Origin of the sequence: Methanosarcina sp. WWM596 (assembly GCF_000969965.1) — an archaeon.
Lineage (GTDB): Archaea > Halobacteriota > Methanosarcinia > Methanosarcinales > Methanosarcinaceae > Methanosarcina.
Genome location: NZ_CP009503.1, coordinates 3,154,737 through 3,168,785, shown reverse-complemented (window position 1 = coordinate 3,168,785; position 14,049 = coordinate 3,154,737). Strand labels below are relative to the sequence as shown.

12 protein-coding genes are annotated in these 14,049 nt (G+C 40.4%); 10 read left to right on the top strand and 2 right to left on the bottom strand.

Annotated elements, in window-relative coordinates:
- Positions 1-81: 81 nt before the first annotated feature.
- The 3 genes from crn3 to MSWHS_RS20615 are packed head-to-tail and all read left to right on the top strand — an operon-like array spanning position 82 to position 1,702.
- On the top strand, positions 82-372 hold the full coding sequence (crn3, locus tag MSWHS_RS13990) for a CRISPR-associated ring nuclease Crn3/Csx3 (protein WP_048159221.1): 291 nt from the start codon (positions 82-84) through the stop codon (positions 370-372).
- A gap of 60 nt (positions 373-432) precedes the next feature.
- Positions 433-1,506: an SAVED domain-containing protein gene (locus MSWHS_RS13985; RefSeq protein ID WP_048159218.1), complete on the top strand. Its 1,074-nt coding sequence runs from the start codon at positions 433-435 to the stop codon at positions 1,504-1,506.
- A gap of 13 nt (positions 1,507-1,519) precedes the next feature.
- A complete protein-coding gene (locus MSWHS_RS20615; RefSeq protein WP_156151241.1) occupies positions 1,520-1,702 on the top strand; it encodes a hypothetical protein in 183 nt (60 codons plus the stop codon).
- Positions 1,703-2,008: 306 nt separating this feature from the next.
- Here the strand turns inward: MSWHS_RS20615 and MSWHS_RS13980 are convergent, their stop codons facing one another.
- On the bottom strand, positions 2,009-3,775 hold the full coding sequence (locus MSWHS_RS13980) for an RNB domain-containing ribonuclease (RefSeq protein ID WP_255353733.1): 1,767 nt from the start codon (positions 3,773-3,775) through the stop codon (positions 2,009-2,011).
- 155 nt (positions 3,776-3,930) lie between these two features.
- Here MSWHS_RS13980 and MSWHS_RS19570 point away from each other — a divergent pair, with 155 nt between their 5' ends.
- Together MSWHS_RS19570 and MSWHS_RS22430 are read left to right on the top strand one after the other, a co-directional pair.
- Entirely contained in the window at positions 3,931-4,182 is a 252-nt protein-coding gene (locus MSWHS_RS19570; RefSeq protein WP_082088149.1) for an HNH endonuclease, read from the top strand.
- A gap of 573 nt (positions 4,183-4,755) precedes the next feature.
- Positions 4,756-6,378 carry a PGF-pre-PGF domain-containing protein gene (locus MSWHS_RS22430; protein ID WP_369798948.1) on the top strand — a complete coding sequence of 541 codons (1,623 nt, stop codon included), beginning with the start codon at positions 4,756-4,758 and terminating at the stop codon, positions 6,376-6,378.
- Between the two features lie 349 nt (positions 6,379-6,727).
- Here the strand turns inward: MSWHS_RS22430 and MSWHS_RS13965 are convergent, their stop codons facing one another.
- Positions 6,728-7,126 carry a cupin domain-containing protein gene (locus MSWHS_RS13965; protein ID WP_048129209.1) on the bottom strand — a complete coding sequence of 133 codons (399 nt, stop codon included), beginning with the start codon at positions 7,124-7,126 and terminating at the stop codon, positions 6,728-6,730.
- A gap of 177 nt (positions 7,127-7,303) precedes the next feature.
- Between MSWHS_RS13965 and MSWHS_RS13960 the strand changes: the two genes are divergently transcribed.
- The 5 genes from MSWHS_RS13960 to MSWHS_RS13940 all read left to right on the top strand — a co-directional run bounded on the left by MSWHS_RS13960 (position 7,304) and on the right by MSWHS_RS13940 (position 13,417).
- Entirely contained in the window at positions 7,304-8,536 is a 1,233-nt protein-coding gene (locus MSWHS_RS13960; protein ID WP_048129211.1) for an acyltransferase, read from the top strand.
- A gap of 129 nt (positions 8,537-8,665) precedes the next feature.
- Positions 8,666-9,019, top strand: a complete 354-nt coding sequence (locus tag MSWHS_RS13955) for a hypothetical protein (protein ID WP_048159216.1) — start codon at positions 8,666-8,668, stop codon at positions 9,017-9,019.
- 474 nt (positions 9,020-9,493) lie between these two features.
- The gene (locus tag MSWHS_RS13950) at positions 9,494-9,841 is read left to right on the top strand and encodes a hypothetical protein (protein ID WP_048129216.1); all 348 of its coding nucleotides are present in this window, start codon (positions 9,494-9,496) and stop codon (positions 9,839-9,841) included.
- A 124-nt stretch (positions 9,842-9,965) separates the two neighbouring features.
- The gene (locus MSWHS_RS13945; protein WP_048127483.1) at positions 9,966-10,784 is read left to right on the top strand and encodes an IS5 family transposase; all 819 of its coding nucleotides are present in this window, start codon (positions 9,966-9,968) and stop codon (positions 10,782-10,784) included.
- Positions 10,785-11,179: 395 nt separating this feature from the next.
- Positions 11,180-13,417 carry an amino acid permease gene (locus MSWHS_RS13940; protein WP_048159214.1) on the top strand — a complete coding sequence of 746 codons (2,238 nt, stop codon included), beginning with the start codon at positions 11,180-11,182 and terminating at the stop codon, positions 13,415-13,417.
- Positions 13,418-14,049 lie beyond the last annotated feature (632 nt).

The following is a 14,049-nucleotide window of genomic DNA, read 5'->3' as shown; positions in this document are numbered from 1 at the left end:
AAATAAGCAAATGGTCTTTTCGTACAGTAATTATCATAAGGATGTCAAGGTTCAGAAATTGAGGTATATGGAGTTTTAAATATGAAAAATGTAATTTTTACAATAAAAGAAGACAACGAATACACTCTTGTCTCATTTGAAATACCTGATATCCTCACTCCTGAAGACCTATCAACAATTTCTCCTCCAACAGTTAACGGAGCAAAAGGTGTAGTCCTTAGCGGAAGAGGCCCCATCTGGCTCTACTGTTTCCTGACCCACTTCTACCACCCCACAAAGTTCATAGCCACATATGACCCAAGGCTGGAAGGAGCTGTAATTGTGGAAAGACATTCCCCCGATTATAAAGTTGGTTCTATTTTTAAATGTTGATGTAAAAATATTCCAAGAAACGCATTCATCAGTTTGATATTTAATATAGTGTAGGCTAACATGAAAAATAATTATTTTGAAATCAAAACTCTCTGGAAAATTATCATAAAGAAAAAGTACGAATTAATTATTGGTTTACTTAGTCTTCTTGTTTATTTACTTACTGACCTCCATTATGCAGGTAAGATAGCTATACTAATTGTTGTCTTGGGCACCGTAGGGTTGATGGTAAAAGATGCACAGAAAATAAATAACCTGGAAAAGGAAAAGCATATTCCTCTGATGGTTATTGTAGGGAAAAATGACAGCGAGAGAAATTCGATGATTTCTTCTGTGCTGCAAGCTATGGAAACGCACGGTTTCAACGAAGAGACTTTTGAAAAGGAATTTGGGCTTGAGAGAGATGACTGGGTAATAAGGGGCGAAAGTATTCTGTCTGAAAATCCAAAGGAATGGGAAAAACTTGTTCACAAATTTGAAGACAAGCTCAATAGACTCGGAGAAAAACTAAAAGGGCACAAAGTGTATCACATTTTCCTTCAAGGTCCTGTTGTTCTGGCTGCCGGTATGGGTGCAATAATGGGTACAAAATACGAGGTAGTTTTATATCAGTATAGTCCTGGGACGGGAAAAAATCCTTATCAATCTCTTATTGATTTTCACTCGATGCGTGAATCCAATCCAGAAGGTGTTCATGTTTTAAAATCCCGGGTAAATCCAGCAAACAAATTTTTTGATACAATAGAGAGCTGCACAGGGTCCCCCGATATGATTATATCCATTTTTGCTGCCACACATGATCCAAAAGGAGATGTAGAAAAAGCGATAGAGGTGAAAACATGTAAAAAATCATATTCAGTCATGCATTTGAGGAGCAAAACACCAGGAACTTTATCAAATAATAGTGACTGGATTGAAGTCACCAGAGAGCTTGCTACTATTATACTGAGTCAGGTCTCAAGAAAAGATATAAAAAACACCAGGTTGTGCATAAGTGCCCCAATTGTAATTAGTTTTGCATTGGGAATGGCCTTGGGCATCCATTCTCCTATATCCCTCTGCAACTGGTTCCACGATAAGCAAAGGTATTACACCGTTTTGAACCTTAATAAATTGAACAGATCTAATGAGTAAAAACCAGTTCTAAGTGAGACCGATAAAAGGAAGTGATACTCTCCTTGAGGAAATGAAACAGTACCTGCCTATCCCATCCCACCCCACCATAGAATTATGTAAGGTCCCTGGTCAAAAAGGGACACATTTCGATCCAGACCAGGACATAGAAATAATCGATGTCGGACCAGGACATAAAAATAATCGATGTACTTGATTCCAGGGAAACGGGCGATATAGTTTGCACTATTAAGGAGAGGGAAAAGCATGCACTTGTTATTTCAGGGACTCATCTGATAATAAAACCGGAACACCCTTTAAGTAACCCGTTTATTGAAAGAAGTAAATAAATTACAACAAAAATTAGTTATTCCACTATCGGTTTTAAATGATCTTGCTTTGTCTACTATATCACATATCATAAAAAAATATTGTGAAGATTAGAGATTCATTGTAACTTTTCAACATGCGTTCTGACTTTCCGGATATGTGCTAAAATTTTCGTTACAACTCGAATTTGACATCAATTTTCGGGCACTAAAGTGTAGATCATCGCCCTGGCAGCTAGCCGTTTTGCCCTTTTCTTGTTTCCCGCCTTTTCGGTGCTGGTCAAGGAGCCAAAGGTGCAGGTGCAGGTGAAAATTGGCTTATTGGTAGGGCCATCTGTCTTAAACGAATAAGCTGGCAAGGGGAGTTTCTTTGCCTGACAATACTCCTGCAGGGCAAAAATCGGGTCTTTTGATGTGTTAATCGTCATTTTTTCCTTACTGGCAGGTGGATCTGCTATTTTGATCTTCAAGTCTGGAGCGGGTAAGCCTAGAATAACTGCTAGCAGGTCTACGTATGTCCGCTGAACAGCACCTTTCTTTGTCAAGTCCTCGTATGCGGCAGACTGGTACTTTTCGTTATCTACTCTGATGGTGCTCCGGGCAGTGAATACCGGCAGGTTGCCCCGGGTAGTTTCATCCACTTCGAATACGGGCATCTGCCAGCCTGCTATATGTTGTGCAATGTCGAAGATCGAAGTTGCCTTGTGAGGAACAGTTGCCATTTCCTCCAGCAATGTTCTTTTAAGTTCGGTCCATCTTTCACCATCAGGAGCCTGCAGGAGTACCAGCCCTGCGCAGATGATAGGCAGATTTCCAAGGCGTTTCCGGAAAGCATCGTAATAAGCCTCAGGGCAATCCTCCCCTTTGCGGATAAGAAATTTGGTGATGCGTTCAAAGTCTGAATCGCTTGCATCCTCGATCCGATTCCTCTGAATGGTCGACTCAGCTTTTCTATACGCCTTTTCCTTCATGTACTCACTTTTAGACCTGTCGTTTTCGAGGCGTGCCAGGTTGACGTGCGATGCAATTGCCTGAATCTCCTCTTTAGAATAGGGCAAAGGTTCATTCCGGATATGTGCCCGGATCTGCCGGTGGTTCACGAGATCAGCATACCTTCGGATGGGCGATGTAAAGTGGGTATACATTCCGAGGTTCAGTCCAAAATGGCCCAGGATGGCAGAGCTGTATTCCGCTCTGTTGAACATCATGTACGTGGTATGCCTGATAGCAGCTATGTTTATTTCAGGGACGACAGCCGTGCTTTCAAGCAGCTTCAACAAGTCCACCCGCTCAGGGGTAGCGTTCCTGGCTGTATGGTTACGGAAAAGGATAGGAATGTCATTTATGACCGCATACTCTGCTACGGTCATGTTAGCTAGAATCATCAGCTCCTGGATGATAACATAACCAATGGTATCATCCCTATGTCTCAGCTGCCGCAGCGACCCTTCTTCACTCGTCACCAGCCCTCGATTCAAGTCGTAGAATGCCAGTGCTCCACAGTTGCGACGCTGCGTCAAAAGACCTTTCGCGAGCTGGCTTGCTAGTTTGATGAGAGTATGCTGCGGGTGCTCTTGATCAGAGAGAATGCGGGGGATGTCAGAAAATGCGAGTCGGGCTTCACTGGTCATCCCAGTCCACGAAAGCCTTGTTTCAAGGATCGATAGGTCCTCGCCAAGAATAATATCCACGGCAAGGACATACTTCGACTCTCCCGGCCACAGGGAAAGCTTCTCGTCTGCGAGCCGCCGGGGCAACATTGGGCTGTTACCTTTTGCATAATACCTGGTCTCAACCCGAGACATCGCAAGTCGATCAAGCTCTGAATACGGGGGAACAGTCTTTGCAACATCCGCGATCATGACCACGACGTGCCATCCACGGTTTTCCGTGATTTCCACCCAGATTGCATCATCCATGTCCCGGGTTGTCGCATCATCGATCGTAATGCCTCTGAGCATATCCAGCATAATACCACTTCGGTGAAAAAATTAGGTGTACTTTTCTTATATGTATGTTGGTCAATAAAAACATGATAAAAGATGCCCATTTTTATAAGTCGTTGTTTCCACCGTGCCGCAGTGCCACCATGGTGAAAAAAAATAGTTACCCTTGAATGTCGCCTCAGTTTAAGGCTCATACCTGCCAGCACTGCAGGGGAAAATCAAAGAATTCCCGGCTGCATTGCCACCATATCGTTTTCATATCAAACCAGGGAACAGATTCACCAGAAAAACTGATAACGCTCTGTGGAAACTGTCCCAAAACCCTGCACAATGGGGAATTCAAACTCTCAGGAAGCAGATCAAAAACAAAACATACAACTGAAATTCTCAGGAAGCAGATCAAAAACAAAACATACAACTGAAATCGGGATTCTAAAATCCCAAATCCGGAAATCCGGCTGGGATTTTGCAGAGACTTTCGGATACAAAACCAAGTACAGGAATTCCTCCCCTGAGCTAAAGACTCAGGGGGTTCCTGCTGAAGGTTTATGAAAAAATTGTTATTCTGGAATATTATGGTCATCATGACGATGTATATCACTGTTGATGATCGACGTGAAATAGAAAGATCCTGATTGCAACCGATTTGAAAACTCATCAGAGATTGAAACTTAATTTTTCCGTCACCTTTGTCAATCGAACTCACTTTCCGCAGATGTACAAAAATAGGTAATTAATTGCCTATTTGTCCAATATTTTCAATATTATGGCGAGTTGAGTTTTAATCTATAGCCATATTGAGAAAATGGGGGACATTTTTGTGGACTTATGCGAAAGGTCGGGTCTAAGCAGTATTCGAGAGCAAAAAACCTCTCAATCTATTACAAAAAACGGTACAATAAAAATGATTCTATCCCGGACACAGCTAAGAATGCAAATTCCAGGGACTGAATTAAGGGTTGAATCAGGAAAAAATAAATATTAATTTATATAGTGTGGGCAATAACGGAATAAAAAAACACAGGGGTGTTATTCTGACTGCAAAAAGGATATTCTTCATTTTATTTACATTAGCTCTTATACTTCAGGTTATTTCGGGCAGTACGTCTGCTGCAACTTTTTCTGCTGATGAGCCTCTGGTGCCTCTGGAGAAGCACCAGGATTCTACTCTAGAACCTACGCCAGAACCTACCCCCGAACCAACTTCTGATACAACTGATACAACAGATTCAACAGATTCAATGGATTCAACAGATTCAATGGATTCAACGGATTCAACGGATTCAACGGATTCAACGGATTCAACAGATTCAACGGATTCAACAGATTCAACAGATTCAACAGATTCAACAGATTCAACGGATTCAACAGATTCAACAGATTCAACAGATTCAACAGATTCAACGGATTCAACAGATTCAACGGATTCAACAGATTCAACAGATTCAACAGATTCAACAGATTCAACAGATTCAACAGATTCAACAGATTCAACAGATTCAACAGATTCAACGGATTCAACAGATTCAACAGATTCAACAGATTCAACGGATTCAACAGATTCAACAGATTCAACAGATTCAACAGATTCAACGGATTCAACAGATTCAACAGATTCAACAGATTCAACGGATTCAACAGATTCAACAGATTCAACAGATTCAACGGATTCAACAGATTCAACGGATTCAACAGATTCAACGGATTCAACAGATTCAACGGATTCAACAGATTCAACAGATTCAACAGATTCAACAGATTCAACAGATTCAACAGATTCAACAGATTCAACAGATTCAACAGATTCAACGGATTCAACAGATTCAACGGATTCAACAGATTCAACGGATTCAACGGATTCAACAGATTCAACGGATTCAACCTCAACACCAACCCCTATAGCTTCCCCTGAGGACAGTGGAAGCAGCGGTAAGAGCAGCAGTGGTGGTAGTAGTGGTAGCGGTGGTGTGTCTCATGAACCTGCAAATAATATTGAAGTAAGTGAGTTTTCAAAGGTATTCATTAAAAACGGTGATGCTGTCAGGTTTGAATTTGCAAAGGGTGCAACCTGTGTTGTGTATGTGGGCTTTGATTCAGTTGAAAACGTAGGCAAGACCACAACCACTGTTGAGCAATTAAAGGTCAAGTCCACGCTTGTATCAGACCTGCCTGATGGAGAGGTCTACAAATCCTTTAATGTGTGGGTAGGAACCGCCGGATATTCAACCTCAAAGAAAATAAAAAATCCTGTCCTGAGTTTCAGGGTAGAAAAGGCATGGGTCCAGGAAGAACATATAGATCCTGCTTCTATAGTGCTTAACAGGTACAAAGAACAAACCTGGGAGCAGTTGCCAACCAATTTGACAGGACAGAACGATAAGTATCTGTACTTCATTTCAGAAGTTCCGGGTTATGCATCTTTTGCGATTACCGGCAATGACTCACAGCAGATCTCGGAAGAAAGCACTCAGATTTCTGCTGAAAGCAGATCCATGGGCAAACTGGAAAATCCCAAAGAAACAGAGTCTAAGAAGGACAGAAATACCGTACTTAGTGTTGTGATCGTGGTTGTAGCTCTGGCAGTAGCCGGGATTATATTAAAAAGCATGAAAAAATAAAGTATAAATAAAGTATGAAAACCTGGCATATTTGGTGTATATAATCCAAATAGTCTCAACATTATAGAAAAATGAGTAGAAAAATAAGTAGAAAAATGAGTAGAAAAATAAGTAGAAAAATGAGTAGAAAAATGAGTAGAAAAATGAGTAGAATAGCCCGTTCGTTTGCAAGCAAGAGACACTAAAATTGGAATAAAAACGCCGGGATACAAACTCAACAGCTCCCGCAATCCTTGCGAACTCATCCCGACCTTTCACTTTTAAAGATAAAAAAGTAAAAACGCTTGATGAAAAAAAGCGTTTTTATTTTGCATTTTCAATGCTTAATCTATTGCCGATTTTTATGAGCTTATTCCGTGGTCACACCATCGAATTCTGCTTCATTGGCTTCGGCTTCTTCCTTCGTGGCGCGCACGATTCCATCCTTGTGGTGTGCTGGGGAATAGATCGTATAGAGTTTCAGATCCTCTGTTTTCGAGGTGTTGATAACATTGTGTTGCGCACCGGCTGGCACTACAACTGCAACCCCGTCACTCAGCTCATACTCATTGCCGTCAATTATGCACTTTCCCTGGCCTGCCTCGAAACGGAAAAACTGGTCGTTTTCTTCATGGACTTCCATTCCAATGTCTTCCCCGGGCTTGAGGCTCATAAGTACGAGCTGGCTGTGCTTTGAAGTATAGAGTACCTTACGGAAATTGTTGTTTTCCAGAGTGGCTTCTTCGATATCAATAGAAAATCCTTTCATATTTTATAATATATGATTAATCGTATATAGAATTATTCGAAAGCAATCTCCTCTAAAAGGAGGATTGAAACAAAAAGAAAGTTTATTATGGATTCTTACCCTTTTGATTCGCGAGCAATATCAATTAAAACAAGGTGTATAAAAACAGTTTTAAACAATACACTTTGAGCGATAAACATGGCCGGGAAGATCACCTACCTTGATGGGCTGCGTGGCATAGCTGCGGTTAATGTTATGATAATGCATTTTTTTGTCGCATTAGCTCCGGCGATGGCATATGGTACTGAATTGCCCTCACATTTCGGAAACCTTGATAAACTTTTTTCGGGCACACCCCTGGGATTAATTGGCGCTGGAAACTTTTCAGTGTGCATCTTCTTTGTCCTTAGCGGCTATGTATTAACCCAGAAGTATTTTAAAACAAAGGAAAACGGTGTAATTATAAGCAGCGCAGTGCGCCGATATCTCAGATTATTTATTCCGGTATTTGCATCAGTAATGCTCTCTTACTTACTGGCATCAGCCGGATTATACCGTTATTATCTCGAAACTATGGTGATTTCTGCAGGCAGCAATTACCGCGACTACTGGGCCTTTACACCAGATATCGTCGAGGCGGTTAAACAGGCTTTGTGGGGATCTTTTTTTGTAGGCGGTAAGATGTCCTACAACCCGGTTTTATGGACGATGAAAATAGAATTTTTCGGGTCGATGTTCGTTTTTGCAATGGCATTACTGTTCGGATCACTGCGCAACCGCTGGACATTCTATCTTGCCGCAATCGTGCTTTTCCACAACTCTTACTATCTTGCTTTTACAATAGGAATGGTGTTCGCCGACACGTTCAACAATAAGACGCCGGAATTTAAAAAAGGTAATCAAATAATATTGTCTATTGTACTGATTTTGGGACTGTTTCTCGGGTCGTACCCTATGAGCCCTGTGAAAGCCGATTCCTTATACTCTTTTCTCAATACCGGCTTCTTCAAAACACCAACGGTGACCTATCATATCATAGGTGCCGGCATGATAATGTATGCCTTATTGAACAGCCGACGGATGCAAAACTTTTTTTCGTCCCCTGTGCCGGTGTTCCTCGGAAAAATTTCCTACTCTCTGTACCTGGTACATTTCCTGGTGATAAGCAGTTTCACCTGTGCAGTGTTCCTCGCCCTGTATCCGGTATTGCCATATGGAGCGGCTGTTTTAATATCGTGCTTCCTGTCACTATTTATAATAATTCCATTGAGCTATCTTTTTTATAAGTACGTAGACACAACAGGTGTGGAATTATCAAAGCTCTTTTACAATTGGCTGGTCAGTTCTTGCGGACGCGGCGGTGCCGAACACATGAAGCAGGAACATCTATCAAGCGCTATTTTTACAATATATAACAAATTCTTCAAATAATTCTAATTTTGAAATCCATTCTTTTAAAATCGTATGTTTATTATATTGTGAGAAAGATTCTTTACAATAAACATTTGATTTGTTTACTACTATGAATAAAAATTTAAATGAAAAAAGGAAGCGAAGAGTTTGGATAAACAAAAAACCAAAAATTTGGTTAGAGAATTTAATAATTATATTGAAATGAATAGGGATTATCAGGCTTATTCAGACTTTAAAGAAGGAGTAAATAAAGGTCTGGATATAGCCAAATACACCTTCGAAGAAAACGCTGGAAAGTTCTCTTTACCCTTAGATGAAGAGTGGACGGTTAGGATAAGGAGCTTACAGGATGAGTTTAATCAGCTTTTAGACGGCATTGTCCTACCAAAAAAGCCAAATTGTTCTGAAGAACGTTTAGATGGAGTATATAGTGGATTTGAAATATCTAAAAAAATATTTGGAGAATTCATAAAAGAGTCTTTTCCCCTGGAAGATTCATAAAAAATATTTACAATCTTAATAGAGCTTTTAAACTCTATTCTTTTCCTCTGTCAAATCTTAGAAATACATTCCTCATCCTTGTGAACTACCGCTAAACTAAAGATTTAGCGGCTTCCTGAGTCATCCTTCCCTCTACTGAGGACAAGTCATACAGACTCTGCCCCGTATACTACAGATGAGATGGAATGAAAGTTGACGCTTATATCCCATGAAATGAAGATTTCATGGGTTTTACGCTTCCTCCTATAAAACACGATTTCTGAGACCAGGCTCAGCAGTATAAGTAAAACTCACGAGCAAGAGCCAATAAAACAGGGATTGAAACGAAAGTACATATAAAGTAGTGATAATAAAAAGTAGTGATAATAATAATTAAATTCATTATTCAAAAGCAAGATCTGCTAAAATATTGATTTGAATTTCTTATTGTGGCATAAACGGTCTTTTTTATCTTTATCTAGGGAGGAGCAAAATTTGGATCAACTACTAATTACAAAAACAGTTAGAAAATTCAGTGATTTAATCGAGAGGAATAAGGATAGCCGGGCTTATTCAGATTTTAAAGAAGGAATAAATGAAGGTTTAGAGATAGTAAAAGATACTTTTGAAGAAAATGTGGACAAATTTCTTTCCCCCGCTTCAGGTGAAGATCCAGCTGCAAAGATACAGAGCCTGCAGGATAGATTTAACCTGATGATAGATACAATTGCAGTTAAAGAAAAACCAAATTATTCTCAGGATCATTTAGATGGAATTCATGAAGGCTTTGAAAGATCCAAAAAATTATTTGGAGAATGTGTAACAGAATACTACAACCCCTGATTTATATTTTATAAATACTCTTATCCCTGATTTATATTTATAAAATACTCTTATTATTTAATAACATTCAGTTTAGAGCCTATCCGAAAAGTAGAATAACTATATTTTAGGGTAATGTTGATTAGTGGTAACACGAAAAAACGGACATGACTACGAGATTTCTGATGAATTCTGGACTAAAATCAAACCATTATTACCTTTCCCTAAACCCAAAAAGAAGCCTGGACGACCTCGAAAAGATGATAAGAGAATACTGAGTGGTATTTTTTATCTTCTTCGTACTGGTTGCCAATGGAAGGCGTTGCCACGCTTTTATGGAGCTCCAAGCACTGTCCATGATCGGTTTCAGGAATGGCAAAGATCAGGGTTATTTGAGAATATGTGGAAAGCTGGTCTAGTGGAGTATGATAATCAAAACGGATTAGAGTGGGAGTGGCAAGCAATTGACGGTGCTATGACAAAAGCTCCACTAGGTGGAGCTGGGACCGGAGCTAATCCAACTGATCGTGGCAAAAAAGGTACAAAAAGGAGTCTGTTAACAGATGGTAAAGGTATACCACTATCGGTTACTGTTGATGGAGCAAATCGTCACGATAAAAAGCTTGTAAAAGAGACTTTAGATGCCATTATTTTTGAAAGACCGTCTCAAGATGATGTTATTCAGAATATATGTATGGATAAAGGATATGATTTTCCTGATATCAGAGAATTAGTTAAAGAATATGGTTATACTGCCCATATCAAAAGCCGTGGAGAGGAAAACATAAGAATAGAGATACCAGGTTTTAGGGCAAGAAGATGGGTTGTGGAAAGGACACATTCTTGGATAAACAGATTCAGAAGAATGCTTATTAGATGGGAAAAGAAAATTGAGAATTACTTTGCGATGCTTCATTTCGCATGCGCATGGATAACATTCAGAGCAGCGGGACTTTTCGGATAGGTTCTTAGTCTGGATGGTTCTGTTTTTAATTACCTCCAAAAGTAGCTTCTATTCTCAAAAACAAGACGGATAAGTATATGTACTATTCGAAAACAAGAGGCATTAAAGTATAATTGAACCTTTTGACCAGAAATGGGCTGTCTTCTTCCTCTAAATAACACTAAAGCAAAACCCGCTAAAATACGGATTGAAACCGTACTGCACGAGAAAAACGATATTTTTCGGAGATTTTTATTCGAAAGCAAAATCCATTAAGCAGGGGTTTGAACTCCCGCTATCTGCCCGGATGTATGGTGCGGAAATGTATGCTCAACACTATAAATATAATTATAAAATGAAGGTTTACACAGGGCTTGATTTACTGATTCGGGAGTCCTGAAAAGACGGGGTTATGGATGGCACCAGTTGAAACAACGGAAAGGCTGGGGCGCAGCCTGGGTTTTTTCTCAACTTTTGCAATAGGCACCGGAACAATGATTGGAGCAGGAATATTCATTCTTCCCGGAATAGCCGTAGCAAATGCAGGTTCAGGAGCAATAATCTCATTTCTGCTGGCCGGGCTCATTTCAATAGCCACAGCAATCAGCATGTCAGAGCTGGCAACAGGCATGCCTGTGGCAGGCGGCAGCTATTATTATATCAGCAGGACAATGGGAGCCGCACTTGGTGCAGTAATCGGGCTCGGCTCCTGGATGGCACTGATATTCAAAGGCACTTTTGCACTCATAGGGCTTGCAGAGTATTCTCAGGTCTTTTACCCTCTGCCGCTCTATTTAGTAGCAGCTGTTACAGGAGTGCTCCTGTTAATAATTAATTACCGAGGTGCAAAAAGTAGTGGTTCGCTGCAGAACATTATTGTCGTCATTTTGCTGGTAATACTGGTTCTATTCATGGGAGAAGTATCTTTCATGGTTAAGCCGGAGAATTTCTTCCCGGTAGCATCACATGGAATAATGTCGATATTCACTACAACAGGAATTATTTTCATATCTTATCTGGGACTCGCAGAAGCTGCCGCTGTCTCAGAGGAAGTAAAAAACCCGTCAAAGAACCTTCCGAGGGCGTTTATCGCTTCAGCAATTGTAGTAACCCTCTTCTATGTCGGTATAATGGCAGTAACCGTAGGATTTTCAGGGCCTGAAGGGACTGTAACAACAGTCACCCCACTGGCAGATATCGCAGGCCTGATTGCAGGGGACACCGGGAAATTCTTCATCGCCTTTGCTGCCCTGCTCGCAACACTTTCAACAGCAAACGGCGCCATACTGTCATCTTCCCGTTTTCCTTTTGCAATGAGCAGAGATTCCCTGATGCCAGAATGGTTTGTCCTGATCCATAAAAAATATGAGACCCCTCACAATGCCATACTGGTCACCGGAACTGTAATGGTTTCACTCCTGTTTTTTTTCAACATAGAGCAGCTGGCTAGACTTGGCGGGGCTTTTAACATTTTGATATTCATCCTGCTCAATATGGCAGTAATCATCCTCAGAAAACGGACTTTACCCGGATATGAACCAACATTTCGCGACCCCTTTTTCCCTTTCACGCAAATATTCGGGGTCATAGGGAGCATATTATTGCTGCCTCTTCTTGGTGGTTTTCCTTTATTGTTTTCCGTATTATTGATATGTGTAGGAGCTGGATGGTACATGTTCTATGGAAAAGGCAAAGCTATGCCGGCATATAACCTGTTTGACCTGCTGGAAAACAATGTAGAAAAGGTGAGCGTTGAGCCGTCTTCTGTTGGAAGGGTCCTTGTGCCGGTTTCCAATCCGGGGCATGAGAGTGACCTTTTAAAGCTGGCAGATTTCCTTGGAAGTGAGATAATTTGTCTGCATGTAATCGAAGTTCCGAGTCAGACAACCTTAATGGTAGCTCAGGAAGCCTATCACGAGAAAAAGATAGAAATGGACTGCCGTTTCAAGGAAGATTTTGAGCACTATCCTGCAAAATTCGGAAGTAAAAGAGAATATATCATTGCATTTGACCACAATATCTCAAATTCAATTATTGAACAGGCTGAAATAGAGAACGCAGGCATAATTATCATGGGCTGGCACGAATCAAAGAGGTTCAAGTACTCACTCGGGGATGTAACAAATGATGTTCTCCTGTCCTCAAAAAACCAGATAGCTCTCTTAAAAGGACACCTGCCTGACAGTATCAAGAAAATCCTTGTAGCATATAATGGGGAAATAAATTCGGTACACGGCCTTTATCTGGCAAAAAAAATCGCTTCAAATACTGGGGCTACAATTAGAATAATCCGTATTATCAGCCCCGATGAAGATCCGGGAAATAAGGAAAAAATTGCCAGAGAACTTGAAGACCTGGTCAAAAAGATAACTTCAATACCTGTCAGCTTCAAACTGCTCGAAAGATACTCTGTAGAGGATGCCATACTGGAAGTTTCAAATGGTTACGACCTGACAATTATTGGTGATTCGAGCAAGAGGTTTAAAATTTCTTTGCTCGGGACCCTCTCGCAGAGGATTGCCAGGCATTCCAGAAAGCCGGTAATGATAGTTAAGAAATCAAAGCCAATATCAAAAGAAAGTCTGAATAACCTGCTGAAAAAATCTTCCCGGAAGGTGTATGAAAGGATCAGGAAAGAAAAAGACCCGAAGTAAGACCTGTTTCCTGCCATCAGGATTTGTATTTCTTGCTGCATGAACTCGGAATTGAACATGCACATGTATTGGGCTGCTCCATGGGGGAAGAAATAACCATTGATTTTACTCTCGAGCACCCTGAGATGGTGCTACCGCTATAGTTGTCAGTGGGATTCCGGGAAGCCTGGTGATATCGCCGTTCCAGAAAAAGGAATGTGGAATTTACTTATTTTGGTTTCTTCGGTAGCTGTAAATAGTTCCCTTTGAGACTTTTCTGTGTTTTCTTTTCTGGCCAATAATTTAACCGGAGTTTAGATTTTGTAGCATAAAACCACATCAAACGGCACATAAAATCTGAGATATAATAAAAAATTAAATCTGTGGGACAACAATTCAAAGCATTTTAATATAATACCGAAAATATAGAGCTATTAAAATAAACAAATGTATCAGAAAAAACAACTAATTTCCCACCTGTAGGGTTTAACACATAATCTCTTAACGAGATGCCCTATAATGGTTTCTTTATTATGGGGGAGACAGAAACCATATAAGTGCCTATCCGAAAAGTCAAGATAGGCTCTAAGTGCCAATCGGTGGACTAATTCAAGATGTAGTGACATCATAATTTAATTTAAAGGGGGTGGAAA